Source organism: Pseudomonas sp. BP8 (genome assembly GCF_017875955.1).
Lineage (GTDB): Bacteria > Pseudomonadota > Gammaproteobacteria > Pseudomonadales > Pseudomonadaceae > Aquipseudomonas.
In genome coordinates this window covers 2469009-2495728 of sequence record NZ_JAGINK010000001.1, presented here as the reverse complement: position 1 = coordinate 2495728, position 26720 = coordinate 2469009, and the positions used below count along the sequence as shown (strand labels likewise).

Here is a 26720-nt window from a genome sequence, read left to right as displayed (position 1 = left end):
TTATTCGCATGCGCCGCGTCGTTATCACTGGTCTGGGCATCGTATCGTGCCTGGGCAATGACAAAGAGACCGTCACCGAAAGCCTGCGCAAAAGCCTTCCGGGCATTCGTTACAACCCGGAATACAAGGAAATGGGGCTGCGTAGCCAGGTTTCCGGTTCCATCGACCTGAACCTCGAAGAACTGATCGACCGCAAGGTCTTCCGTTTCGTCGGTCACGCCGCCGCCTACGCCTACCTGGCAATGCAGGACGCGATCAAGGACTCGGGGCTGACTGAAGAACAGGTTTCCAACCCGCGCACCGGCCTGGTAGCAGGCTCCGGCGGCGCATCGACCCTGAACCAGATGGAAGCGCTGGATACCCTGCGCGAGAAAGGCGTCAAGCGCGTCGGCCCATACCGTGTAACCCGTACCATGGGTAGCACCGTGTCTGCGTGCCTGGCAACGCCGTTCAAGATCAAGGGCATCAACTACTCGATCTCCTCGGCCTGCGCCACCAGTGCACACTGCATCGGTACCGCACTGGAGCAGATCCAGTGGGGCAAGCAGGACATCGTCTTTGCCGGCGGCGGTGAAGAAGAGCACTGGAGCCAGTCGTTCCTGTTCGACGCCATGGGCGCGCTGTCCACCAAGCGCAACGAAACCCCTGAGCAGGCCTCGCGTGCCTATGACGCCGACCGTGACGGCTTCGTCATTGCTGGCGGCGGCGGCATGGTCGTGGTCGAAGAGCTGGAGCACGCCCTGGCCCGTGGCGCCAAGATCTACGCCGAGATCGTCGGCTATGGCGCCACATCCGACGGCTACGACATGGTCGCACCGAGCGGCGAAGGCGCTATCCGCTGCATGCAGCAGGCACTGTCGACCGTCGACACACCAATCGACTACCTGAACACCCACGGCACCTCGACTCCGGTCGGCGATGTCGCGGAAATGAAAGGTGTGCGTGCAGTGTTTGGCGACAAGGCACCGAAGATCAGTTCGACCAAGAGCCTCTCCGGTCACTCGCTGGGCGCCGCGGGCGTGCACGAGGCGATCTACTGCCTGCTGATGATGGAAAACAACTTCATCGCAGGTTCGGCCAACATCGATGAGCTGGATCCTGAGGTCGCTGACCTGCCGATCCAGCGCGAGACCATCGAGAACGCCAAGATCGATACCGTCATGAGCAACAGCTTCGGCTTCGGCGGCACCAACGCTACCCTGGTGCTCAAGCGCTGGGAAGGCAAGTAAGGCCTGACTGCTGAACTGAAACGCCCCGACTGGTTCGGGGCGTTTTTGTTTCCACCCTCTCAATGCCCCTTGGGCAACACCGCCAGGAAGTTGTCCCGCGCGACCTTGCGCGCCACAGCCTCTGGCAACGCGTCCAGGAATGGATCAAAGCCACGCATCTCCTTCCCCAGGGTGCCAAACCGCCCCACCACATCCGATCCCAACATGAACCGCTCAGGGTAGCGCTCGACCAATTCGACCCAAGCCTTCCTCGGCTTACCCGCCTCATCGAGCAGGTACGGCTCAAGTACACTCCATGAGAGGTCGATGTACAGATTGGGGTAATCCTTGAGCATGCGCGCCAGCACCGGCAGGAGAAAATCCATCTGCGTCTGGTGCCGATGAATCTCCTTGCTCGCCCCCGCATGCGCCCAGATGAAGCGGGTATGCGGATGGTTGCGCAGCGGCTCTTCGATTTCAGCCAGGTACAGCGGATTACGCTCGCGCTTGGAGGTGATATTGGAGTGGATCAGCACCGGCAGGTCGCGCTCGGCCGCCAAGTGGTAGATACGCGTCATCGCCTCGTTGTTGGCCCGCGGCGTGTCGCCACTGGTCAGCGCAGTCAGGTCATCGTGACGGGTAAACACCTCGCCAATGCCTTGCCACATGCCGGGATACAGTTCGAGCATGCGCTCGATATGGCTCAGGGCATTCTTGTCCACCGGATTGAAGCCGGTGAGAAACGGATGAAAGCGCTTGCGCTGCTCCGCTGGCAGCTTCTCCAGCGCCGCCGCCACGTAGATATCGGTGGCGCTGTACCAGTATGCGTCGGCGTCATCGCCCGCGTAGTAGCGCGGCCGCTTGGGTTCGTCCTCGTGCCACTTCTTGGCCACCGACACCCCGGAAATCATCGACTGGTCGATACCTGCCTGATCCATAGCCTTGAGCAAGGCCGGCATGCCTTCGGTTTCCTGGAAGAAGTCGACATAGTGCAGATGGGCATCGCTGTAGCGGTACTCGCGCGCCTGGGCAGCAGGGCACAGCAAGCCCGCGATCAGCACACCCGCCAGTGCTCTGGCAATCATGAGCGCATCCTTATCCTGATTCGAACAGGGTAGACCCATGCACGCTGTCAGCGGTTCAGCGGTGACAGACAACCCGCTAGCTGTTGAGGGGTGCGTCGCGGGAAAGCGAACGGATCGAATTGCCGCGCTAGTGGGGCCGCTGCGCGACCCATTCGCGACACAAGGCCGCTCCCACAGTGTGCGACTGGCACAACGCGGTCGACGTTGCGGGAGCGGCCTTGTGTCGCGAATGGGCTGCGCAGCAGCCCCAGCAATCTCAACCCTTGAACACTTCACTCAGCAGGTTATGCATGGCCTTGAACGCCCGCTCCGAGGTCTTGCGGTCGTACTGCATCTTGCCCGGCACATTGGCCGCCGGATCGGTAAACGAATGCACCGCCCCGCCATAGCTGAGCAGTTGCCAGTCAACCTTGGCCGCGTTCATCTCCTCCTCGAACGCTGGCAACTGCTCACGCGGCACCAACGGATCGGACGCACCATGCAACACCAGCACCGAACCTTGAATGCGCTTGGCGTCTTCAACATTCGGCGTATCCAGGGTGCCATGGAACGACACCGCCGCTTTCAGGTCGGCTCCGGTACGGGCCAGCTCCAACGCACAGCAACCGCCGAAACAGAAACCGAAGGTCGCCACCTTGCCCGGCGTCAGCAGCGCCTTGGACTGCCCCAACAACTGGTCCAGCGCCTCTTTCATGCGCTTGCGCAGCTCAGCGCGATCGTTCTTCAGCGGCATCATTGCCGCTCCGGCCTCGTCCGCATTGGACGGGCGCACCGACTGCCCATACAGGTCAGCCACCAGGACCACGTAACCCTGCTCGGCAACTTCGCGGGCGATGCGCTCGGCGCCTTCACCGACCCCCATCCAGTTCGGCGCCATGACCAGGCCCGGCCGCCCCAATGCCCCTGGCTCATACACCAGGCGGCTTTCATAGGTCTTGCCGGACAGGTGATAGACCAGCGACTCGACGATTACCTTGCTCATCAAACTCCTCCTTGCACCATGAAAAAAGCCCGCCGAAGCGGGCTTTCCTAGCAGCTAACTCAAGCAGATAGCTCGACCAGCAGCTTGTTCAAGCGACGAACGTAAGCCGCCGGGTCCTTCAGGCTGTCGCCCGCGGCCAACGCGGCCTGGTCGAACAGGATGTGCGACAGCTCGGCGAAGCGGTCTTCGCTCTGCTCGTGATCGAGCTTCTCGATCAGCGGGTGAGCCGGATTGAATTCGAAGATCGGCTTCGAGTCCGGCACCTTCTGCCCGCTGGCTTCGAGGATCTGGCGCATCTGCAGGCCCAGGTCCTGCTCACCAATGGCAAGGATGGCCGGCGAGTCGGTCAGGCGGTGCGAGACGCGCACTTCGGCGACGCTATCGCCCAGCGCGGTCTTGAGACGCTCGACCAGGCCTTCCTTGTCCTTGGCGACTTCTTCCTGGGCCTTCTTGTCTTCTTCCGAATCCAGTTTGCCCAGGTCCAGGTCACCGCGAGCGACGTCGACAAAGCTTTTGCCGTCGAAGTCGCTGAGGTAGCTCATCAGCCACTCATCGATACGGTCGGTCAGCAGCAGCACTTCGATGCCTTTCTTGCGGAAGACTTCCAGGTGCGGGCTGTTCTTGACCTGCGCGTAGGTTTCGCCGGTGAGGTAGTAGATCTTGTCTTGGCCTTCCTTGGCGCGCGCCAGGTAGTCAGCCAGGGAAACGCTCTGCTCGCCGCTGTCATCATGAGTCGAGGCGAAGCGCAGGAGGCCGGCGATCTTCTCCTTGTTGGCGAAGTCCTCGGCCGGGCCTTCCTTGAGTACCTGGCCGAAGTTCTTCCAGAAGCCCTTGTACTGCTCAGGCTCGTTCTTCGCCAGCTTCTCGAGCATGTCCAGCACGCGCTTGGTCAGCGCCGTCTTCATCGAGTCGATGATCGGATCCTTCTGCAGGATCTCGCGCGAGACGTTCAGCGACAGGTCGTTGGAGTCGACCACGCCCTTGATGAAGCGCAGGTACAGCGGCAGGAACGACTCAGCCTGGTCCATGATGAACACGCGCTGCACGTACAGCTTCAGACCGCGTGGCGCTTCGCGCTGGTACAGATCGAACGGCGCGCGGGCCGGAACGTACAGCAGCGAGTTGTACTCGAGCTTGCCTTCGACCTTGTTGTGGCTCCAGGCCAGCGGGTTCTCGAAGTCGTGACCGATGTGCTTGTAGAACTCCTGGTACTCTTCGTCCTTGACCTCGGTACGCGGACGGGTCCAGAGCGCGCTGGCGCGGTTGACGGTTTCCCATTCCTGCGCTGGTTTTTCTTCGCCTTCGGCCGCCTCGGCCTGCTCTTTAGGCAGCTCGATCGGCAGGGCGATATGGTCGGAATACTTCTTGACCACGTTGCGCAGACGCCAGCCATCGGCGAACTCTTCTTCACCCTTCTTCAGGTGCAGGACGATGCGGGTGCCACGCTGTGGTTTTTCAACGGTGGCAACTTCAAAGTCGCCCTCGCCTTTGGACGACCAGTGCACGCCTTCGGCGGCCGGCTGGCCGGCGCGACGGCTGAACACATCGACTTTGTCGGCAACGATGAAGGCCGAGTAGAAGCCCACGCCGAACTGGCCGATCAGGTGCGAGTCTTTTTTCTGGTCACCGCTGAGGTTCTTCATGAAGTCGGCAGTGCCGGACTTGGCGATGGTCCCCAGGTGAGCGATGACGTCCTCGCGGCTCATGCCGATGCCGTTGTCCTCAAGGGTCACGGTGCCGGCATCCTTGTCGAAGCTGACGCGGATCTTCAGATCAGCGTCGCCTTCGAGCAGCTCAGGTTTGGCCAAGGCCTCGAAGCGCAGCTTGTCGGCGGCGTCGGAGGCATTGGAAATGAGCTCGCGCAGGAAGATTTCCTTGTTCGAGTACAGCGAGTGGATCATGAGGTGCAGCAGTTGCTTTACCTCGGTCTGGAAGCCCAGGGTTTCTTTTTGTGTCTCCACACTCATGGTCTTCAAAACTCCGATCTGATTGCAGTGGTCGCCCGGCGGCCAGATTGGCCAGCTTTTACGGCGGGATGACAAGCAGATGGGGGCATGGCTGACTATTTCAAGGGCTTTTCCGGTTCGATCTTGAAATGAGCCCGTGCGGTGGCGATCGGCGCATCCCGATCAGCTTGCCAGGCGGTGATGGCTACATTGGTGATGCGCCGGCCCTGACGCCACAACTGGCACTGCGCATAGGTGTCGCGCAGGTGACCGGCGCGCAGGTAGTCAATGGAAAAATCGATGATTTTCGGAATGCTCGCGCTTTCGCTGTAGATCAGCAGGTACAAGGCAGCCGAGAGCTCCATGAAACCGGCGATGACCCCACCATGGATTGCAGGCAGCAACGGATTGCCGACATTGTCCGGGCTTGCCGGCAGACGAAACAGCAGGTCATCGCCCTGACGCTCGCAGACGATGCCGATCAAGCCGGCATAGGGAATCAATGACAGCAGCGGCGTGTAGTCACCCAGCGCATGCGCTTGATTGAGACGCTGGCGAACATCGTCGGGGATCATCTGCCCTGCTCCTTGTTCAAGCGGCTACCAAAGCGAATGCCACCCTTGGCCTCCTGGCCGAGGCGCATGAAGGTGCCAACCACGTGGCAGATCGGCTGATGGGGATCGTCCTGGTAGGCCAGACCACGGGTGAAGATCACGTCCCGCGTCACCCGGTAGCACTGGGCGTGCCCATAGATATCCTTGCCGGGCTCAGCCGGGTGCATGTAGTCAATGCGCAGATCGAGGGTCGGACACACTTCGAACTGAGGCAACGCGCACAATGTGGCCATGCCGCAGGTGGTATCCATCAGCGTGGTCAGGGCACCGCCATGAATGGCGCCGGTCTGCGGATTGCCGACGATCAGCGGCGACCAGGGCAACACCAGGGTCATGCCATCGGCATCACCCTGATGAACGCGCATGTGTAATAACTGACAGTGCCTGAGCGCCGAGAGAAAGCGCTCGGCCATGGCCATCAAATGGGTATCGGTCATTCCAGCCTCCCTCCGCCGCAACTGCACAAAGCTGTAAAAAAGTCCATGTAGAACACGTAGTTATATATCTGTAATCTGCACGGAACTTATCCCGCTTACTTGAGCTCGAAGGAACAAGTAAGTTATTCCACCAAGGAGAGACACCGCCATGCGTAAACCTTTTGCTTTTGCTCTGATGCTGGCCGCAGCCATGGGCCTGGCCGCTTGCGATAAGAAAAGCGAAGACAAAGCCCAAGACGCACAGCAACACGCTGAGCAAGCCCAAGAGAAAGCGGGCGAAGCTCAGGATAAAATGAACGAGGCTGCCAAGGAAAACGCCGAAGCCGCCAAAGATCAGGCTGAAGCGCAGCAGGAAGCAGCTAAAGAAGCTGCTGAAGGGTCCGCCCCTGCTACTCCGGCGCCAGCCGAGCCAGCCAAGCAGTAATTGGCTTAAACAAAAAAACCCGACATTGTCGGGTTTTTTTGTGCCTGGCGTTTAGGGGTTAATCGTTTCAGTCACTGCAATTGAACTTTCTTTACTTACTTCGTTCGGTGCACTTTCGGTGGGCGTAAACACCATGACTTCCAGCACATCGGAATGGAACTCGCGGCGATACAAGATCAGCACCACACCAATACTGGTAACCATGAACAACCAGGGTCCGATGAACCAGGTGAGCATGGCCATGCCAAAATAATAGGCGCGCAGGCCCAAGTTGAACTGGTTGGCTGCCAGCGACAGCACGCGCGCGGCACGGGAGGCAAACGCCTTGCGCTCCAGCTCATTGACCTGGCGCTCGCCGATCATCGGCGCCGAGCCGACCAATACCGCGGCGAAGTTGTACTGACGCATGCACCAGCTGAAGGTGAAGAAGGCATAGACGAAGACTGCAGCCAGGCTCAACAGCTTGATCTCCGACATGCCCTGGGACGCCTGCTGGACCAACGGCAGGTCGGCCAGCAGCGACAAGGCCCGGTCCGATGCACCGAGCACGGTGAGGATACCGGCGAGGATGATCAGCGTACTGGAGGCGAAGAACGAGGCGTTGCGCTCGAGGTTACCGATCACGCTGGCGTCGGCAATACGGTTGTCACGCAGGAGCATGCGGCGCATCCAGTCTTCGCGGTACAAGTGCAACACACTGGCCAGGCAGGCGGTGTCGCGGCCTTTCCAGAGCGCATATCGGGTGTAGCCACCCCAGCACAAGGCGAACCAGCAGACCGCCAACAGATTGCTCAGATTGCTTTGAATGAAGCTCATGCAGGCTCTCGACCGTTCAGGTACAAAGAAGGATATTGACCGGGATTCGACGTCTGGATTCGCTAAAAGGCACGTACCGGACAGCGAAATCATCCAATAGAGATATTCTTCACCGCGGTGGATGGCACGGACTTCGCCCGCGAAGAGGCCGTGACTGGCAATGCAAATCTTGGAGAGGACCCGCCGTAAGGGCGGAAGGGGCCAGCACAACCATTACAACAAACGGATAAGCCGACAACTACAAGCCCCATCCCATCGTCCCGCCAATCCGGAAAGAAGCAAAAAAAAACCCGCATCCTCACGGACACGGGGTTCTGCTCTCAACCAACGGCGAGCGCCCTTCGGCTTGTGGCCGGCGCCCTCCTCTCGGCTTCAAGCCATCAGGCCAGCGCCTCGCGCGGCTTGCCCAGCATGCGGTCACAGACCACGGCAACACCCAGGGTGATCACCGACGGCACCAGCCAGGCCAGGCCTTGATCGCTCAGCGGCAAGTGCGCCATGGCATCCGGCAGGACATGCCCGATACTGGTGCCCTTGATCGCATCGATAACGCCGAATATCAGTGACACCAGCATCACCGGACCCATGATACGCACTGGCGAGTTCCACACTTCCTTGAGGAAGCTCAAGCCCACCAGCACGATGCACGGCGGGTAGATGGCTGTCAGCACCGGGATCGAGAACATGATCAGCTTGGTCAGGCCCAGGTTGGAGATCAGCAGCGAGAAGCCCGCCAGGATCACCACCAATGCACGGTACGACAGCGGCAGAATCTGGCTGAAATACTCGGCGCAGGCGCAGGTCAGTCCAACTGCGGTCACCAGGCAGGCCAAGGCGATCAGTACGGCGAGGAAGCCGCTGCCCAGCGAACCGAAGGTATGCTGCACATAGGCATGCAAGACCGCCGCACCATTGGTGGCATCGGCTGCGATGTCATGACTGCCAGCACCCAGACGGAACAGGCTGATGTACACCAGCGCCAGGCCGACACCAGCGATCAGGCCGGCGATGATGGCATAGCGGGTGATCAACTGCGGCGACTCGACACCACGCGAACGGATGGCATTGACGATGACGATACCAAAGACCAGCGCACCCAAGGTGTCCATGGTCAGGTAACCATCGCTGAAGCCCTTGGAGAATGCCGCAGCGGCGTACGCCGGCTGTGCCTCACCAATGGTCCCGGCTGGCAGCGCGAACGCAGCAATGCCCAATACCGCCAGGGCAATGATCTTCAACGGCGCGAGGAAGCGGCCCACGGTATCGAGCAGCTTGCCCGGATACATGGAAACCGCCAGCACTACCAGGAAGTAGACCAGGCTGTAGATGAACAGCGCCATCGGGCTTTCGCCAGTCAGCGGCGCCACACCCACCTCGAACGACACCGTCGCAGTACGCGGGGTGGCGAACAGCGGGCCGACCGACAGGTAGCACACAGCCGCCAGCAGGCCGCCGAAGAACTTGCCGATCGGGCTGCTCAGTGCATCCATGCCGCCGCCGACCTTGGCCAAAGCGACCACGGTAATGACCGGCAGGCCAACCGCGGTGACCAGGAAGCCCAGGGCTGCCATCCACACGTGCGGACCTGACTGCAAACCGACGATGGGCGGGAAGATGATATTGCCGGCGCCTACGAAAAGCGCAAACGTCATAAAGCCAAGCGCCAGGATATCCTGGCCTTTTAAAACTTTCATTTAGGGTAGTACCACACTGCTGAAATCGGGGTTCGAGAAGGGATTTCCCCATGGGTGAGGGAAATGCTGCCCGGCTTGATAGGCCAGACCCGTTTAGCGTGTCGTTCCCTTTTGGGGCACGGGCACAGAGTGAGCACGTAGATTAAACGTTTTGCCTGGAAAAGGCACTGTGACAGTGCGGCTTGTCCGATGTGCGTATACGTTTGTCGTCTTATCGACTGACTTGGGTGGGAATTATCCCAGATTCCAGGCAATCGTCTGTCTGAAAATTCCTATCGCACTGATCGAAAATTCCGAACGTCGGCGAGATGCCCAGACCGGCAGAAGCCAATCTTCACAAAACACAAAGGCCACCCGAAGGTGGCCTCTGTGTTGCGTGGGGGGTAATGCGTGTTACTTACTTCTTGGCTTCCCAGCCAGTCAGCTCGGCCAGGGCCTTGCCGATGTCAGCCAGGGAGCGCACGGTTTTCACACCGGCGTCCTGCAGGGCAGCGAACTTCTCGTCCGCAGTGCCTTTGCCGCCGGAGATGATGGCGCCGGCGTGGCCCATGCGCTTACCAGCAGGTGCGGTAACACCGGCAATGTAAGAAACAACAGGCTTGGTGACGTGAGCCTTGATGTAGGCAGCAGCCTCTTCTTCAGCCGAACCGCCGATCTCACCGATCATGACGATCGCTTCGGTCTTCGGGTCTTCCTGGAACAGCTTCAGGATGTCGATGAAGTTCGAGCCTGGGATCGGGTCGCCGCCGATGCCGACGCAGGTCGACTGGCCGAAGCCGGCGTCGGTGGTCTGCTTGACCGCTTCATAGGTCAGGGTGCCGGAACGCGAAACGATACCGACCTTGCCTGGCAAGTGGATGTGACCTGGCATGATGCCGATCTTGCACTCGCCCGGAGTGATCACGCCTGGGCAGTTAGGGCCGATCAGGGTAACACCCAGCTCGTCGCACTTGACCTTGGCGTCCAGCATGTCCAGGGTAGGAATGCCTTCGGTGATGCAGACGATCAGCTTGATGCCGCCGAATGCTGCTTCCAGGATCGAGTCCTTGCAGAAAGGAGCCGGAACGTAGATGACCGAAGCGTCAGCGCCGGTAGCTTCTACTGCTTCTTTCACGGTGTTGAACACCGGCAGGCCCAGGTGAGTGGTGCCGCCTTTGCCTGGGGTCACGCCGCCAACCATCTTGGTGCCGTAGGCGATGGCTTGTTCGGAGTGGAAAGTACCCTGCGAGCCGGTGAAGCCCTGGCAGATGACTTTGGTGTCTTTATTGATCAGGACGCTCATTACTTGCCCTCCGCAGCTTTGACAACTTGTTGAGCAGCGTCGGTCAGGCTGGTTGCAGCAATGATGTTCAAACCGCTTTCTGCCAGTACTTTAGCGCCGAGTTCGGCATTGTTGCCTTCCAGACGGACGACAACCGGTACTTTGACGCCGACTTCTTTCACAGCGCCGATGATGCCTTCGGCAATCATGTCGCAACGAACGATGCCGCCGAAGATGTTGACCAGTACGGCCGCGACATTGCTGTCGGACAGGATGATCTTGAAGGCTTCGGTCACGCGCTCTTTGGTAGCGCCACCACCTACGTCGAGGAAGTTGGCTGGCTTGCCGCCGTGCAGGTTGACGATGTCCATGGTACCCATGGCCAGGCCAGCACCGTTGACCATGCAGCCAATGTTGCCTTCCAGGGCTACGTAGTTCAGTTCGAACTTGGCAGCGTGGGCTTCACGGGCGTCGTCTTGCGACGGGTCGTGGAAGGTTTTCAGCTTAGGCTGACGGTACATGGCGTTGGCGTCGATGTTCAGCTTGGCGTCGAGGCAGTGCAGATCGCCGTCAGCCTTGATCACCAGCGGGTTCACTTCCAGCAGCGCCAGATCGTGATCCTTGAACAGCTTGGCCAGACCTACGAAGATCTTGGCGAACTGAGTGACTTGCTTGCCTTCCAGGCCCAGCTGGAAAGCCAGCTCGCGGCCCTGGAACGGCTGAGCGCCGACCAGCGGATCGATGGTGGCCTTGATGATCTTCTCAGGAGTTTCGTGAGCGACCTTCTCGATGTCCACGCCACCTTCGGTGGAAGCCATGAACACGATACGGCGGCTCGAGCGGTCGACTACAGCGCCCAGGTACAGCTCTTTGGCGATGTCAGTGCAGGACTCGACCAGGATCTTGGAGACTGGCTGACCGTTGGCGTCGGTCTGGTAGGTAACCAGATTCTTGCCCAACCATTGCGCAGCGAACGCCTTGGCGTCTTCCTTGCTGCGAACCAGCTTGACGCCGCCCGCTTTACCGCGACCACCTGCGTGGACCTGGGCTTTGACGACCCACTCCGAACCGCCGATCTTGTCGCAGGCTTCTGCTGCTGCTTCAGGGGTGTCGACTGCGAAACCCTTGGAAACTGGCAGGCCGTATTCAGCGAACAGCTGCTTACCCTGATACTCGTGAAGATTCATGCTTTTTACCGTCTTCGTTAGGTACTGCGCTTCGGCGCTGCGCCAGTTACGGCGCCGCACCACCTGTGACCGTTAACCTCCGGGTGGTCCCGAAGGCCCGATCCGGCGGACGTTCCGCGGTGAGTCATGCACGCAAGACTCACGACGGGCAGCCCGCCGTGGTTTCTTATAATTAACGCTTCTTACGGTTGGCTACGTGAATGGCGCCGCCATTCACTGCCAGCGCGGCTTCGTGCAGCGCTTCGGACAGGGTCGGATGGCTGAACACCATCATGCCGATGTCTTCGGCGCTGGTGCCGAATTCCATTGCGATTGCGCCCTGCTGAACCAGTTCGGCAGCCGATGGGCCAATCACGTGCACACCCAGTACGCGGTCGGTCTTGGCATCGGCGATGACCTTGACGAAACCACCGGTGTCGTTGGCCGCCATCGCACGGCCGCTGGCCGCGAACGGGAAGGTGCCCACGTTAACCTCAACGCCTTCAGCCTTCAAGGCCTGTTCGGTCTTGCCGACCCATGCGATTTCCGGGTGGGTGTAGATGACCGAAGGGATCAGGTCGTAGTTCATCTGGGCCTTGTGACCCTTGATGCGCTCGACAACCATGATGCCCTCTTCCGAGGCCTTGTGGGCCAGCATCATGCCGCGTACCACGTCACCGATGGCGAACACGCCCGGTACGCTGGTAGCGCAGTAGTCATCAACGAAGATGTAGCCACGTTCGTCGATATTGACGCCGCTGTCGGAGGCCAGCAGTTCGGTGGTTACCGGACGACGGCCGACCGCAACGATCAGCTTGTCGAAGGTGATCTTCTGCTCGCCATTGGCATCGGTGTAGGTCACTTCAACTTCGTTGCCGTTGACCTGCGAGCCGGTCACGCGAGCGCCCAGCTTGATGTCCAGACCCTGTTTGGTCAGGGTTTTCTGCGCTTCCTTGGCAACCGCAGTGTCAGCGGCCATCAGGAAGGTATCCAGGGCTTCGAGAACGGTGACCTGCGCACCCAGGCGCGACCAGACCGAACCCAGCTCCAGGCCTATCACGCCGGCGCCGATGACGCCCAGACGCTGCGGCACGCTCTGGAATTCCAGGGCACCGGTGGAGTCGACGATGACGTTCTGGTCGACCGGAGCCGGCGGAATGTCGATCGGACGCGAGCCGGAGGCCAGGATCACGTTCTCGGCTTCGATGACTTCGGTGGTGCCATCAGCCTTGGTGACTTCGACTTTCTTGCCAGCCAGCAGTTTGCCGTGGCCTTGGATCGAGGTAACGCCGTTGGCCTTGAACAGGGTGGCAACGCCGCCAGTCAGGTTCTTGACGATGCCAGCCTTGCGGCCAACCATCGCTGCAACGTCCATCTTCACTTCGCCAGTGGAGATACCATGAACGTTGAAGCTCTCTTTGGCTTCCTTGTATTTCCAGGAGCTGTCCAGCAGCGCCTTGGAAGGAATGCAACCGACGTTCAGGCAGGTACCGCCCAATGCCAGTTTGCCTTCGGCGTCGGTGTACTTCTCGATGCAGGCGGTGCTCAAGCCAAGCTGAGCGGCCTTGATCGCGGCGACATAGCCGCCAGGGCCCGCACCAATCACTACCACGTCGAATTTCTGGGTCATAAAAGATTCCTTTTCAGCTACAAGCTGCAGGCCTCAAGCGGCAAGCGACGGGCTCGCACGGGAGCCGGCCGGTTGCCGCTTGCAGCTGCGTGTTAGATGTCCAGCAGCAGACGAGCCGGGTCTTCCAGCAGGTTCTTGATGGTTACCAGGAAGGTTACCGCTTCCTTGCCGTCGATCAGGCGGTGATCGTAGGACAGCGCCAGGTACATCATCGGGCGAATGGCCACTTGGCCATTGACCGCCATCGGACGCTGGAGGATGTTGTGCATGCCGAGAATGGCCGCCTGCGGCGGGTTGACAATCGGCGTCGACATCATCGACCCGAATGTACCACCGTTGGTGATAGTGAAGGTACCACCGGTCATGTCTTCGATGCCCAGCTTGCCGTCACGGGCCTTCTTGCCGAAGGTGGCGATGCCGTTCTCGATTTCCGCCAGGCTCATCTGCTCGGCGTTACGCAGTACCGGAACCACCAGGCCACGGTCGCTGGAAACAGCAACGCCGACGTCGGCAAAGCCGTGGTAAACGATGTCGTTGCCGTCGATCGAGGCGTTGACTGCCGGGAAGCGCTTCAGTGCTTCGGTAGCGGCCTTGACGAAGAACGACATGAAGCCCAGGCGCACGCCGTTGTGGGACTTCTCGAACAGGTCCTTGTACTTCGAACGCAGGGCCATGACTTCGGTCATGTCGACTTCGTTGAAGGTGGTCAGCATGGCCATGTTCGACTGGGCTTCGACCAGACGCTCGGCGATCTTGGCGCGCAGGCGGGTCATCGGCACACGCTTCTCGGTGCGATCGCCAGCGGCGGTCACAACCGGTGCAGCGGCAGCAGCGGCAGGCTTGGCAGCAGGAGCCGCGGCAGGCGCGGACTTCTTGTTGGCCACGGCAGCAACCACGTCTTCCTTGGTGATACGACCGCCTTTGCCGGTGCCGGCAACGGTCGCCAGGTCAATGCCGCTTTCTTCGGCCAGCTTGCGCGCGGCAGGCGCGGCAATCGGGTCGTCTTCGCCAGCATCGGCAGCAGCGGCCGGAGCAGCAGCGCCGGCAGCCGGGGCAGCAGCAGGTGCGGCAGCGGCAGCACCGCCTTCCACGATCGAACCCAGGACTTCGTCGGAGAGGACGGTTTCGCCCTCGCCCTTGACGATTGCGCCCAGCACGCCATCAGCGGTGGCCAGAACTTCCAGGACGACCTTGTCGGTTTCGATGTCGACGATCAGCTCGTCACGCTTGACGGCTTCGCCTGGCTGTTTGTGCCAGGTGGCAACGGTGCCGTCGGCGACCGATTCCGGGAAGGTTGGGGCTTTGATCTCGATAGCCATTAGCAGTATTTCCTTAAATTCGGTTTCAGGTGCGCGAAAGCATTAAACGGTGAAGGCGTCTTGCAGCAGTTTTTCCTGCTGCTCGGCGTGCTTCGATGCGTAACCACAGGCAGGCGCGGCAGACGCGTCGCGGCCGGCGTATTCGAGGACCAGTGCCTTGTTGTGGCGGCCCAGAATACGGCGCATGTGGTGCTGGCTGCTGTACCAGGCGCCCTGGTTCATCGGCTCTTCCTGGCACCACACGGCAGCCTTGAGGTTGCTGTACGGGGCGAGAATTTCGACCAGATCGTCCTCAGGGAACGGATACAGCTGCTCGATACGCACGATGGCGATGTCTTCACGGCCTTCGGCACGGCGTTTTTCCAGCAGGTCGTAGTAGACCTTGCCGCTGCACAGCACCAGGCGCTCGACCTTGGTCGGATCGAGCGAGTCGATTTCCGGGATCACGGTCTGGAACGAGCCTTCGGCCAGGTCTTCCAAGGTCGAGATGGCCAGCTTGTGGCGCAGCAGCGACTTCGGCGTCAGGACCACCAGCGGCTTGCGCAGCGGACGGATTACCTGGCGACGCAGCAGGTGGTAGATCTGAGCCGGCGTGGTCGGTACGCAGACCTGGATGTTGTGCTCGGCGCACAGCTGCAGGTAACGCTCCAGACGTGCCGAAGAGTGCTCTGGGCCTTGGCCTTCGTAGCCGTGTGGCAGGAGCATGGTCAGACCACAGAGACGGCCCCACTTGTGCTCGCCACTGGTGATGAACTGGTCGATCACCACCTGGGCACCGTTGGCAAAGTCACCGAACTGGGCTTCCCAGATCACCAGCGCGTTCGGCGTGGTGGTCGAGTAACCGTATTCGAAGGCCAGTACCGCTTCTTCCGAGAGGAACGAGTCGTACAGGTCGAACCGTGGCTGGCCCGGGTACAGGTTTTGCAGCGGCACGTAGGTGCTGGCGTCCTTCTGGTTATGCAACACCGCATGGCGGTGCGAGAAGGTGCCACGGCCGATGTCCTGGCCGGTCATGCGGATCGGGTGACCTTCGAACTGCAGAGTGGCGTAGGCCATGGTCTCTGCGTAACCCCAGTTGATCGGCAAGCCACCGGCCTGCATCTTCTGGCGATCTTCGTAGATCTTCGATACCTGACGCTGAACCACGAAGCCTTCCGGCAGCTCCAGCAGCTTGGCCGACAGGTCTTGCAGGGTCTTGAGGTCAAAGCGGGTGTCGTGACGCGCGGTCCAGGCGTGACCCAGGTACGGACGCCAGTCGACGAACAGCTCGCGGTTCGGCTCCTTGACCAGGCTCTTGACCACGTGCAGGCCGTTATCCAGCGCGTTGCGGTAGTCGTCGATCTTGGCCTGAGCGCGCTCGGCGTCGATGCGACCTGCCTGGATCAGCGACTCGGCATACAGCTCACGGGTGGTGCGCTGCTTGCTGATCTGCTGGTACATCAGCGGCTGGGTGCCATTTGGCTCGTCGGCCTCGTTGTGGCCGCGACGACGGTAGCAGACCAGGTCGACAACCACGTCACGCTTGAACTGCATGCGATAGTCGATGGCCAGCTGGGTAACGAACAGCACTGCTTCCGGATCATCACCGTTGACGTGCAGGATCGGCGCCTGAATCATCTTGGCAACGTCGGTGGCGTACTCGGTGGAGCGCGCGTCCAGCGGGTTGCTGATGGTGAAACCAACCTGGTTGTTGATCACGATGTGCACGGTACCGCCGGTCTTGAAACCGCGGGTCTGCGACATCTGGAAGGTTTCCAGGACGACGCCCTGGCCAGCGAAGGCCGCATCACCGTGGATCGAGATCGGCAGCACCTTGTCGCCAACGGTGTCGTTGCGACGGTCCTGACGGGCGCGCACCGAACCCTCGACCACTGGCGAGACGATTTCCAGGTGGGACGGGTTGAACGCCATGGCCAGGTGAACTTCGCCACCGGTGGTCATCACGTTCGAGGAGAAGCCCTGGTGATACTTGACGTCACCGGAGCCCAGCTCGTTCATCTTCTTGCCTTCGAACTCGTCGAACAGCTCGCGCGGGTTCTTGCCGAAGGTGTTGACCAGCACGTTCAGACGGCCGCGGTGGGCCATGCCGATCACGACTTCTTTGGTGCCGTAGGAGCCGGAGCGCTGGATCATTTCGTCCAGCATCGGGATCAGGCTTTCGCCGCCTTCAAGACCGAAGCGCTTGGTGCCCGGGTACTTGGTGCCCAGGTACTTCTCAAGGCCTTCACCCGCGGTCACGCGCTCAAGCAGATGCGCTTGCACATCGGCGGAGAACTCAGGACGCCCACGCACGCTTTCCAGACGCTGCTGGAACCAGCTGCGCTGCTCGGAATCGACGATGTGGGTGAACTCGGCGCCGATGGTGCGACAATATGTCTTCTCCAGCGCATCGAGAATTTCGCGTAGGCTCGCTTCCTCTTTGCCGATGTACAGGTCGCCGGCACGGAAGGTCGTATCAAGATCGGCATTGGTCAAGCCGTAGTGATTGATCGACAGGTCTACGGGCGCAGGGCGCTGCCACAACCCCAAGGGGTCGAGCTTGGCAGCCTGATGGCCGCGCATACGATAGGCCTGGATCAGTCGCAGAACTTCAACCTGCTTCTTCTCGTGTTCACTGCTCACGCTCCCGGCGGACACCGGTTGAGCGCGGCGCTGGTTCTTTGCCAGCAGTACGAAATGGTCGCGGATTGTCGAGTGCGATACATCAGTAGCGGTGCTGCCGTCGGCGGGCAACTTCTGGAAGTAGGTGCGCCACTCTTCTGGCACAGCGTTAGGGTCGTGCAGGTAGAGTTCGTAGAGCTCTTCCACATATGCAGCGTTACCACCTGAAAGGTGGGCGCTTTCCCACATGCGCTGCATCACGCTTTCTTGCATGCTTGGTCACCCTCGTTCGGGGACGAATCGGCAAGCGCCTCAGCACAACATGAGAAAGCCCGAGAACAGCGACTAATCACGCCACCGAGGATCCTGCAGATTTTCCGGGCACCAGCCCGGAAGCCCCTGCTGGTCTCAAATCTTCATAGGTAATGAGCGCGGGCTTTGTGGGCCCTTGCTCGGGTTTCACCTCAGTGCGGGCTCACCACCCGCACCTCAGTGTCTTGCACTAGCAACAACGATGAATCAGGTGCCGCTTTGCAGCAGCATGTTACGTACATGGCCGATTGCCTTGGTCGGGTTCAGACCCTTCGGGCAAACGTTCACGCAGTTCATGATCCCGCGGCAGCGGAATACGCTGAACGGGTCATCCAGGGACGCCAGGCGCTCCTGGGTCTTGGTATCACGGCTGTCGGCCAGGAAACGGTAGGCCTGCAGCAACGCAGCTGGACCAAGGAACTTGTCCGGGTTCCACCAGAACGACGGGCAGGAAGTCGAGCAGCAAGCGCACAGGATGCACTCGTACAGACCGTCCAGCTTGGCGCGCTCGTCCGGCGACTGCAGACGTTCGATGGCCGGAGCCGGCGTATCGTTCTGCAGGAATGGCTTCACCTTCTCGTACTGCTTGTAGAAGATGCTCATATCGACGACCAGGTCACGGATTACCGGCAGACCTGGCAGCGGACGGACGACCAACTTGTTACGTTTTACGACAGCGGACAGCGGCGTGATGCACGCCAGGCCGTTCTTGCCGTTGATGTTCATGCCATCAGAACCGCAAACACCTTCGCGGCAGGAGCGACGATAGGAGAAACCTTCGTCCTGCTCTTTGATCAGTGCCAGCACGTCCAGCACCATCAGGTCCTTGCCACCGGTATCGACCTGGAACACCTGGGTTTTAGGTGCCGAGTCGGAATCCGGGTTGTAACGATAAACTTCGACTTGCAACATAGCGGCCACCCTCAGTAAGTCCGGACTTTTGGTTCGAACGCCGGTACGGTCTTCGGCGCGAAGTTGACTGCACGCTTGGCAACCCGCTTCTCACCTGGGAAGTACAGGGTGTGGCACAGCCAGTTTTCATCGTCACGATCTTCGAAGTCTTCACGGGCGTGAGCGCCGCGCGACTCTTTACGTACTTCTGCAGCGATCGCCGTGGCTTCAGCGACTTCCAGCAGGTTCTGCAGCTCCAGCGCTTCGATACGCGCGGTGTTGAAGGCCTGGGACTTGTCGTTGATCTTGACGTTGGCGATACGCTCGCGCAGTTGGGCCAACTGCTCGATGCCCTTCTGCATGTATTCACCGGTACGGAATACACCGAAGTAGTTCTGCATGCAGCTTTGCAGCTCGCGACGCAGGGTTGCGACGTCTTCACCGTCGGTGCGCTCGTTGAGCTTGTTCAGACGGCTCAGGGCGACTTCGATGTCGGTGTCGCTGGCGTCGGTGTATTCGATGCCGTCGGACAGCGCCTTTTCCAGGTGCAGGCCAGCAGCGCGACCGAATACCACCAGGTCGAGCAGCGAGTTGCCGCCCAGGCGGTTGGCGCCGTGAACCGATACGCAGGCCACTTCACCCACGGCAAACAGACCCGGGATGATGTGATCGACGCCATCGGCGTCCTGGGTCATTGCCTGACCATGAATGTTGGTGGCAACGCCGCCCATCATGTAGTGGCAGGTTGGAACGACCGGCACCGGCGCGACCACTGGGTCGACGTGGGCGAAGGTCTTGGACAGCTCGCAGATACCTGGCAGGCGGCTGTGCAGCACTTCCTCGCCGAGGTGGTCGAGCTTGAGCATTACGTGGTCGCCATTCGGACCACAGCCGTTACCGGCGATGATCTCTTTAACCATCGAGCGGGCCACAACATCACGACCAGCAAGGTCCTTGGCGTTTGGCGCGTAACGCTCCATGAAGCGCTCGCCATGCTTGTTGATCAGGTAACCACCTTCACCACGGCAACCTTCGGTAACCAGTACACCAGCGCCGGCGATGCCGGTCGGGTGGAACTGCCACATCTCGATGTCCTGCACCGGAACACCGGCACGCAGGGCCATGCCGATACCGTCGCCGGTATTGATCAGGGCGTTGGTGGTCGACGAGTAGATACGGCCCGCACCACCAGTGGCCAGCACGGTTGCCTTGGCCTTGATGTACAGGGTTTCGCCGGTTTCGATGCAGATCGCGATCACACCGACGAACGCGCCGTCCTGGTTCTTCACCAGGTCAACAGCGTAGTACTCGTTGAGGAAGGTGGTACCAGCCTTCAGGTTGCCCTGATAAAGGGTGTGCAGCAGCGCGTGACCGGTACGGTCAGAGGCCGCACAAGTACGAGCAGCCTGACCGCCCTTGCCGAAGTCCTTGGACTGGCCACCGAACGGACGCTGGTAGATACGGCCGGTTTCGGTACGCGAGAACGGCAGGCCCATGTGGTCCAGCTCGAAGACCGCAGCCGGGCCTTCCTGGCACATGTATTCGATCGCGTCCTGGTCACCGATGTAGTCCGACCCCTTGACGGTGTCGTACATGTGCCAGCGCCAGTCGTCGTTCGGGTCGGCCGAAGCGATGGCGCAGGTGATGCCGCCCTGGGCGGACACAGTGTGCGAACGGGTCGGGAAGACCTTGGTGATCACGGCAGTCTTGTGACCGCCCTGTGCCAGCTGCAGCGCAGCGCGCATGCCGGCTCCGCCGCCGCCAACAATTATGGCGTCGAAAGAAATCGTTGGAATCATAGCCATGAATCAGATACCCCAGAGAATCTGCACGCCCCAGACGAAGTACGCGAACATCGCGACACCACAGACCGCCTGGACCAGAAAACGTACCGCAGTTGCCGACTTGCCGATCGCCATTGGCGTCAGGTAGTCAGTCGTAACAGTCCACATGCCGACCCAGGCGTGAGCGCCCAGCGCCACGATGGCAAGAAGACTGAAGATACGCATCAGGTTACTGGAGAACAGCGCATGCCATTGGGCGTATTCGAGCCCTGGATGCGCAACGAGGTAGCCGATCAGGAAAATGAAATAAGCCGCGAGAACGACCGCAGAAACACGTTGTGCCATCCAGTCATACAGACCAGAACGCGACAGGTTGGTGACGTTGGTTACCATATCCAGACTCCCGCCAGTACAAACGCCACCAAGGAAAGGGCGACGATGATTTTCGAGCCCAGCCTGCCGCCCTCGAGCGTTTCGCCGATGCCCGCATCCATGATCAGGTGGCGTATGCCAGCGATCAGGTGATACAGCAAGGATGACAGGAGGCCCCATGCTACGAACTTGGCCAGCGGACTGGTCAGGTATCCCTTCACTTCGGCAAAACCTTCATCCGAACCCAGCGACTTGCTCAAGGCGAAGAGCATGATGCCGAGACCGAGAAAGACGATGATGCCGGAAACTCGGTGCAGGAATGACGTAACAGCGGTTATGGGGACGTTGATGGTCCTTAGGTCTAGGTTTACAGGTCGTTGGCTTTTCACGGCTTTTTTCACACTGAAGAGCCCCTAGCGAACAGGGCAAAGTTGTTGGTAAGTGTACTGGTCAGGTACCCACCACCCAGAGAACGGCGACCCCCAGCAGTTCGGGCTTGCAAGCCCCTGGCGGTCGGCTGCCGAGTATAGACAGTTAGGCTGCTTATGACAACGTGACGGGCTAGCCCAAATAGCGCATTGCCTTTAGCCAGCAAAAGGCGTAAACGGGCGACAAATTCTAGAAAAATCAGGCCTTAGAGGGCGTTTCAAGCAGCCTTTAGGCAAATTGACATCTGAATTTATCCCTCTATAGTGGTGCGGGCCCTGCGTGGGGGGTCTGTCTGATGATTTCTAGCATTAATAGGAGGCCACATGGCTGACAAAAAAGCGCAGTTGGTCATCGAGGGCGCTGCCCCCGTCGAGCTGCCCATTTTAACCGGCACCGTTGGTCCCGATGTAATCGACGTCCGCGGGTTGGGGGCTACCGGTCACTTCACCTTCGACCCGGGTTTCATGGCGACCGCCTCGTGCGAGTCGAAGATCACCTACATCGACGGTGACAAAGGTGTCCTGCTACACCGCGGCTACCCGATCGAACAGCTCGCTGAGCAATCGGACTACCTCGAAACCTGCTACCTGCTGCTCAACGGCGAACTGCCGAACGCCGAGCAGAAGGCTCAGTTCGTCAGCACCGTAAAGAACCACACCATGGTTCACGAGCAGCTGAAGACCTTCTTCAACGGCTTCCGCCGCGACGCTCACCCGATGGCGGTGATGTGCGGTGTGGTCGGCGCCCTCTCGGCGTTCTACCACGACTCCCTGGATATCAATAACCCGCAACACCGCGAAATTTCTGCGGTACGCCTGGTCGCCAAGATGCCGACCCTGGCCGCGATGGTTTACAAGTACTCCATGGGCCAGCCGATGATGTATCCGCGCAACGACCTGTCGTACGCGGAAAACTTCCTGCACATGATGTTCAACACCCCGTGCGAGATCAAACCGATCAGCCCGGTGCTGGCCAAGGCAATGGACCGGATCTTCATCCTCCACGCCGACCACGAGCAGAACGCCTCCACCTCCACCGTGCGCCTGGCTGGCTCCTCCGGTGCCAACCCGTTCGCCTGTATCGCAGCCGGCATCGCCGCACTGTGGGGCCCGGCACACGGCGGCGCCAACGAAGCCGTGCTGACCATGCTGGATGAAATTGGCGATGTTTCCAACATCGACACCTTCATCGCCAAGGCCAAGGACAAGAACGATCCGTTCAAGCTCATGGGCTTCGGTCACCGGGTCTACAAGAACCGCGACCCGCGCGCTACCGTGATGAAGCAGACCTGCGACGAAGTCCTGCGCGAGCTGGGCATCAAGAACGACCCGCAGCTCGAACTGGCCATGCGTCTCGAAGAGATCGCCCTGACCGACCCGTACTTCATCGAGCGCTCGCTGTACCCGAACGTCGACTTCTACTCGGGCATCATCCTCAAGGCGATCGGTATTCCGACCAGCATGTTCACCGTGATCTTCGCCCTGGCGCGGACCGTCGGCTGGATTTCGCACTGGAAAGAAATGCTCTCCAGCCCGTACAAGATTGGCCGCCCGCGCCAGCTGTACACCGGCGAAGCGCAACGCGACATCGTCAACCTGACGGATCGCAAGTAAGCATTGCTGCACTGATGCCGAATGCGTAAAAAGGCTGCCCCCGGGCAGCCTTTTTCGTCTCTTGCACTGAGGTGCTAATACCCCTCAGTGCGCGCCACGACCATGTACGTGGTCAAGCGTACTCCAGCGTCAGTCGCTTCTTGTCGATCTTGCCAACCGCCGTAAGTGGCATCTGCTCCAGCAGTACGACAGCATCCGGGTACTTGAAGTCGGCAAGCCCTAACCCTTTGAGGTAATCGCAGACATCCCGTCGCGAAGGGCCGCTACCCAGGGGGCGGATAAAGTAAACGACGCGCTCGCCCAACTGCCGATCCTCGAAGCCGATCACAGCGCACTCACCTACACGCGACCAGTCGACCATCAGCTTTTCGATGTCGGAGGGCGAATACTTCTCGCCTGCGCGATTAATCTGCTCCTTGACCCGCCCTACCACCGTGACGTTACCTGCTTGATCAAGGCTTACCAGATCGCCGGTGCGGTAAAAACCCTGCTGGTCGAAGGCTGCGGCATTGATCTCAGGCCGAGCATGATAACCGCGAATCGTGTAGGGGCCGCGAACATGCAACTCACCCACTCCACCCGGCAGAACCTGCTCGCCGCGCTCCCCCACTACCCGCAACTCGTCGAACGCCGATAACGGTCGGCCCTGGGTTTCAATTTTGACACGCTCGTCATCCCCGCTCCGGTTAAAACATAGCAGGCCTTCAGCCATCCCATAGATGTGCTGGAGCTCGCAGCCAAGCAGTGTTTTCAACCGTCGAGCAGACTCACGAGAGAATCGGGCAGCGCCAACCTGGACAAGCTCCAACGCCTCAAAGTGGAGCTCGCTGAGCTCCAGGTACTCAATGAGCAATTCGGCGATCGATGGCACCAGCGAAGTCACGGTGATCCGCTCTTCAGCGAGCAGATCACAGAGTTTGAGTATGTCGGGCTGAGGCAGCAGGCGCACTATTCCACCCACCGCCAGCACACCCAGCACCCCAGGACAACCCAAGGCGAAGTTATGCGCGGCAGGCACCACACAGAGGTAACGGCTTTGCGCATGCAGCCCACAGGCTTCGGCCATGGCGGTGATGTTGTAGACGTAATCGGCATGGGTCCGCGGTATCAACTTCGGCACCTGGGTGGTACCGCCCGATAGGAGCAGGAACGCCACGTCATCAACTGCCGGAGAGGGAAACGGTGGCAGTTCGTTCGGGCGCACCCAGACCTGGGACGGCAGACGATCGAGGTAAACCACCCCACCGGCAGGCATACCGCGCTCAACCAAGGCAGACGCCAGAACGTCATAGGTGAAGTCGCCCAAATGGCTCTGGGCAATATACATCCTTGCCCCCGCAGCCTCCTGCAAACCCAGGATCTCGTATTGGCGATGCCCTGGCAAAGCCAGTACAGCAATCGCTCCCACCTTCATGGTGGCGAACAGGGCCACAAAAAAACCCGTGCAATTGGGCAATTGCAGGATGACCTTGTCCTCGGCACGCAGTCCGAGTCCATGCAGGTAGGCTGCCAGCGCATCTGAGCGCTCGGCAAGCTGCTGATAGGTCAAACTTTCGTGGTCATCTTTGAGCGCAACTCGCCCTGCATGAAGGACCGCCCATTGCTGCAGACATTCCAACAAGGTCGTCGCCGGCAGCGCACCCTGGTCAAGGTAGCGCTGAAACGATTGTGGATCAATGTAAGGCTTCATGATTCGAGATCCTTGGCGAAAGCGGCGGCGAAGCGCTTCAGGTGGGCCTGGGGAAGGTTGATCTTGACAGTGATTGCGTCAGGCCTGGACAGGCATGGGAAGAACTGCACGAAGCGCATCGGATCATGCATCGGTGCATCCACGTGTATCGGCGCGCCATGCCCGAGATCGAAGCGCTGCCAGGGCATACCGGTCAAGTTGTTGAACAACACACCGCGACCGTAAAGACTTTCATACAACGGCCTGAGCAGATAACGCCCTTTTTCACCCTCTTCGACCACAGCGCAAATGGCTTCAAGCTCCCCCTGCAGCGCCTCGCATTCGAGCACGCGCTGTCCGGCGGCCTGCCTGACAAGCGCGGCAAGCTCGGGCAAAGGCATGTTCATCACCTGTTGCGCCTGCGCCCTGACCGTGGGATAGCACAGCAGGTTACCCACCCGCGACGAACTGATCTCAATCAGTTGCCGAGCGTCATAAACCGGATAAAGCGTGACATCGCCCTGCGCATCGGCGTCTTCAGTGGCGACAATAAGGCGCCATATATAGCCGATCAAAAAGTCCTGACGCATGAATCCCTGGTAGGTGCAGCCACTCAGCAGCCATGCGATGTTCTCATCGCTGAGGATGAACGCACGCTCCGCAAACGCGCCCGACACCTGCTCGTCTCGCGGGCGCTGCCAGCGATCGACCAGCGCATCATCAGGCACCGGTCCAGACCGCGCCTGTAAAGGTACGAACTCAGGTAACGCGGCGGGTGCCTTGGCGCAGGCAAGTCTCGCCAGCAGCTCGAGAAACTGAAAAAACGTTGTGCCGTCGCTAAGGCCATGCCAGACACTGAACGCTATTACCGTGGCGTCTTCGAAAACACTCAGCCGAACCTGTAGCAGCGGCTGCTTGAGACTGGTCCGGGACAACCGGTGCTGTTCACGCCAATCCCTTGCACAAAAAGCGTCGATGTCGTCGTAGCAGCCTGCAAGAACAGCGTTGGGTAGCGGGCCATCTATCCGACAGTACTCCAAGCGGGCCCCCTCATTGTTGCCGCTCACCACAAGCCCTTGCTCGAGGGTCATTTTGCGTCCGGCAAAGTAAGGATTAATGTCCAATGCACGAGCCAAGTGGCTAGCAACGACGTGAGGATCCAGTACGTAGTCATAAACCAGCAGGTAGTCGGCCCAGGACTCAACCATGGTGTCGATACCGCTCAACCGCCACGGCCCCCGACGCTGCTGCCCCCTCACCTCAATCACGTTGACGCTCATGCATCGGCCCTCTCGCTGATGGCCGAAAACAGCAACGATACATTTTGCCCGCCGAATCCAAACGAATTGGACAGTACATGCCTGAGCTGGACCCCCGCCAGGGCCTGCCCAGCCACTCGCACACCCTGCCCTTCCAGGCTGCCGTCGTAGTGCAGCGTCGGCGTGATAGCCTGACGCGCCAGGCTCAATACCGACACCACTGCTTCCACGGCACCCGCAGCATGTATGGTATGACCGACCATGGACTTCACCGAGGTCACCCAGGGCTGATGTGGGAACAGCTCGCCAATCACCTGTGCCTCCATACGGTCGTTTTCCGGCGTGCTGGTGCCGTGGGCGTTGACACAGTCGACGTCCTCCATTGCCAGCCCCGCCGACTGGACAGCCAGGCGCATGCACTCGCGCATTCCAGCCCCTGTCGGGTCACCTTTGGTGCGATGCACGTTATCGGTAGTGCTCGCGCAGCCGGAGAACCGCGCCAGCACATCGGCACCACGTGCCTGCGCACTTGCTTCACTTTCCAGGATCAGGCAAGCGCCGCCCTCGCCGATTACAAAGCCGTCGCGATCCTCGCTAAACGGGCGACAGGCAGTCTGCGGCGAATCGTTACGGGTTGATAAAGCCGACAGGTTGTTGAACTTGCTGACGGTCTCGTCATAGATGGAGCTGTCCGCCGCCGCAACGATTACCCTGCTGGCGAGCCCGTTGGCGATAGCCTCGTAGCCCAACTGCAAGGCTGAAGCCGAGGAGGCGCAGGCTGTGGCGACAATAGCCGGGTACTCACTCAAGCTGTAGGAACGGGCGAAGCCGCTACTGAGCGACTCTTCCGAGGAAAGCGCCAGAAATGCGCTGTCAGGGCGCTCGCGAGACTTGTCCAGAAGGCGCTGCGACCAGTAATACATACCGCTGGGCAAGCTGTAGTACATACGGTCGAAGGTCGCCTGCCGACTGCCTTCGGCGGCCTCGGCCACCACCTCACGCAGGTAGGTCTCGATAATCACACGCGGGTTGCGCTCATGCTCGAACCGGTCATCCACGGCAGCAAATCGGGTACGGATCGAGCCAGGCGCCAGCCGTTGTGTCAGCTTGATGTTACAGCGCCCCTCGAGCATGGCGTGCCAGTTTGGTGTCACTCCCTGCCCAAGCGATGTGCTCAAGCCGAGCCCGGTTACAACCACATGATTCAT

22 protein-coding genes are annotated in these 26720 nt (G+C 60.1%); 3 read left to right on the top strand and 19 right to left on the bottom strand.

What is annotated here, in order from left to right; genetic code table 11:
- Positions 1 to 8 precede the first annotated feature (8 nt).
- Positions 9 to 1229: a beta-ketoacyl-ACP synthase I gene (gene fabB, locus J3B00_RS10835; RefSeq protein ID WP_209867514.1), complete on the top strand. Its 1221-nt coding sequence runs from the start codon at positions 9 to 11 to the stop codon at positions 1227 to 1229.
- A gap of 59 nt (positions 1230 to 1288) precedes the next feature.
- Here fabB and J3B00_RS10830 read toward each other — a convergent pair whose 3' ends face one another.
- The 5 genes from J3B00_RS10830 to J3B00_RS10810 all read right to left on the bottom strand — a co-directional run bounded on the left by J3B00_RS10830 (position 1289) and on the right by J3B00_RS10810 (position 6272).
- Positions 1289 to 2293 (bottom strand): amidohydrolase family protein, encoded by a 1005-nt coding sequence (locus J3B00_RS10830; RefSeq protein WP_209867513.1) that lies wholly within the window; start codon positions 2291 to 2293, stop codon positions 1289 to 1291.
- Positions 2294 to 2549: 256 nt separating this feature from the next.
- The gene (locus J3B00_RS10825; protein ID WP_209867512.1) at positions 2550 to 3275 is read right to left on the bottom strand and encodes a dienelactone hydrolase family protein; all 726 of its coding nucleotides are present in this window, start codon (positions 3273 to 3275) and stop codon (positions 2550 to 2552) included.
- A 59-nt stretch (positions 3276 to 3334) separates the two neighbouring features.
- A complete protein-coding gene (htpG, locus tag J3B00_RS10820; protein ID WP_209867511.1) occupies positions 3335 to 5242 on the bottom strand; it encodes a molecular chaperone HtpG in 1908 nt (635 codons plus the stop codon).
- Between the two features lie 95 nt (positions 5243 to 5337).
- On the bottom strand, positions 5338 to 5796 hold the full coding sequence (locus tag J3B00_RS10815; RefSeq protein WP_209867510.1) for a PaaI family thioesterase: 459 nt from the start codon (positions 5794 to 5796) through the stop codon (positions 5338 to 5340).
- On the bottom strand, positions 5793 to 6272 hold the full coding sequence (locus J3B00_RS10810) for a PaaI family thioesterase (RefSeq protein WP_209867509.1): 480 nt from the start codon (positions 6270 to 6272) through the stop codon (positions 5793 to 5795). The genes J3B00_RS10815 and J3B00_RS10810 overlap by 4 nt, the downstream gene beginning before the upstream one ends.
- Positions 6273 to 6420: 148 nt before the next feature.
- Between J3B00_RS10810 and J3B00_RS10805 the strand changes: the two genes are divergently transcribed.
- Entirely contained in the window at positions 6421 to 6696 is a 276-nt protein-coding gene (locus J3B00_RS10805) for a hypothetical protein (protein WP_209867508.1), read from the top strand.
- 51 nt (positions 6697 to 6747) lie between these two features.
- Here the strand turns inward: J3B00_RS10805 and J3B00_RS10800 are convergent, their stop codons facing one another.
- The 11 genes from J3B00_RS10800 to sdhC all read right to left on the bottom strand — a co-directional run bounded on the left by J3B00_RS10800 (position 6748) and on the right by sdhC (position 20931).
- Entirely contained in the window at positions 6748 to 7512 is a 765-nt protein-coding gene (locus tag J3B00_RS10800) for a DUF599 family protein (RefSeq protein ID WP_209867507.1), read from the bottom strand.
- Between the two features lie 380 nt (positions 7513 to 7892).
- Complete coding sequence (brnQ, locus tag J3B00_RS10795) at positions 7893 to 9206, bottom strand: branched-chain amino acid transport system II carrier protein (protein WP_209867506.1); 1314 nt, start codon at positions 9204 to 9206, stop codon at positions 7893 to 7895.
- Positions 9207 to 9603: 397 nt separating this feature from the next.
- Positions 9604 to 10488 (bottom strand): succinate--CoA ligase subunit alpha, encoded by an 885-nt coding sequence (sucD, locus tag J3B00_RS10790; protein WP_003254203.1) that lies wholly within the window; start codon positions 10486 to 10488, stop codon positions 9604 to 9606.
- Positions 10488 to 11654, bottom strand: coding sequence for an ADP-forming succinate--CoA ligase subunit beta (gene sucC / locus J3B00_RS10785; RefSeq protein WP_119142987.1), 1167 nt, complete (start codon positions 11652 to 11654; stop codon positions 10488 to 10490). The genes sucD and sucC overlap by 1 nt, the downstream gene beginning before the upstream one ends.
- Positions 11655 to 11826: 172 nt before the next feature.
- Positions 11827 to 13263 carry a dihydrolipoyl dehydrogenase gene (lpdA, locus tag J3B00_RS10780; RefSeq protein WP_209867505.1) on the bottom strand — a complete coding sequence of 479 codons (1437 nt, stop codon included), beginning with the start codon at positions 13261 to 13263 and terminating at the stop codon, positions 11827 to 11829.
- A 92-nt stretch (positions 13264 to 13355) separates the two neighbouring features.
- On the bottom strand, positions 13356 to 14582 hold the full coding sequence (gene odhB, locus J3B00_RS10775; protein WP_209867504.1) for a 2-oxoglutarate dehydrogenase complex dihydrolipoyllysine-residue succinyltransferase: 1227 nt from the start codon (positions 14580 to 14582) through the stop codon (positions 13356 to 13358).
- A 42-nt stretch (positions 14583 to 14624) separates the two neighbouring features.
- Positions 14625 to 17456 (bottom strand): 2-oxoglutarate dehydrogenase E1 component, encoded by a 2832-nt coding sequence (locus J3B00_RS10770; protein WP_209867503.1) that lies wholly within the window; start codon positions 17454 to 17456, stop codon positions 14625 to 14627.
- Positions 17457 to 17702: 246 nt separating this feature from the next.
- Positions 17703 to 18407, bottom strand: a complete 705-nt coding sequence (locus J3B00_RS10765; protein WP_209867502.1) for a succinate dehydrogenase iron-sulfur subunit — start codon at positions 18405 to 18407, stop codon at positions 17703 to 17705.
- A gap of 11 nt (positions 18408 to 18418) precedes the next feature.
- Positions 18419 to 20191 (bottom strand): succinate dehydrogenase flavoprotein subunit, encoded by a 1773-nt coding sequence (gene sdhA / locus J3B00_RS10760; protein ID WP_209867501.1) that lies wholly within the window; start codon positions 20189 to 20191, stop codon positions 18419 to 18421.
- Positions 20192 to 20194: 3 nt separating this feature from the next.
- Entirely contained in the window at positions 20195 to 20563 is a 369-nt protein-coding gene (gene sdhD / locus J3B00_RS10755) for a succinate dehydrogenase, hydrophobic membrane anchor protein (RefSeq protein ID WP_209867500.1), read from the bottom strand.
- Positions 20557 to 20931: a succinate dehydrogenase, cytochrome b556 subunit gene (gene sdhC, locus J3B00_RS10750; RefSeq protein WP_209874760.1), complete on the bottom strand. Its 375-nt coding sequence runs from the start codon at positions 20929 to 20931 to the stop codon at positions 20557 to 20559. Before sdhC ends, sdhD begins: the two co-directional genes overlap by 7 nt.
- Positions 20932 to 21294: 363 nt before the next feature.
- On the opposite strand from sdhC, the gene gltA reads away from it, so the two are divergent.
- Entirely contained in the window at positions 21295 to 22584 is a 1290-nt protein-coding gene (gene gltA, locus J3B00_RS10745; protein WP_209867499.1) for a citrate synthase, read from the top strand.
- Positions 22585 to 22696: 112 nt separating this feature from the next.
- Here the strand turns inward: gltA and J3B00_RS10740 are convergent, their stop codons facing one another.
- Genes J3B00_RS10740 through J3B00_RS10730 form a run of 3 tightly spaced genes read right to left on the bottom strand, consistent with a single transcriptional unit; the run spans position 22697 to position 26720 of the window.
- Positions 22697 to 24274 carry an AMP-binding protein gene (locus J3B00_RS10740; RefSeq protein WP_209867498.1) on the bottom strand — a complete coding sequence of 526 codons (1578 nt, stop codon included), beginning with the start codon at positions 24272 to 24274 and terminating at the stop codon, positions 22697 to 22699.
- Complete coding sequence (locus tag J3B00_RS10735; RefSeq protein WP_209867497.1) at positions 24271 to 25533, bottom strand: acyltransferase; 1263 nt, start codon at positions 25531 to 25533, stop codon at positions 24271 to 24273. The genes J3B00_RS10740 and J3B00_RS10735 overlap by 4 nt, the downstream gene beginning before the upstream one ends.
- Positions 25530 to 26720 (bottom strand): beta-ketoacyl-[acyl-carrier-protein] synthase family protein, encoded by a 1191-nt coding sequence (locus J3B00_RS10730; RefSeq protein WP_209867495.1) that lies wholly within the window; start codon positions 26718 to 26720, stop codon positions 25530 to 25532. The genes J3B00_RS10735 and J3B00_RS10730 overlap by 4 nt, the downstream gene beginning before the upstream one ends.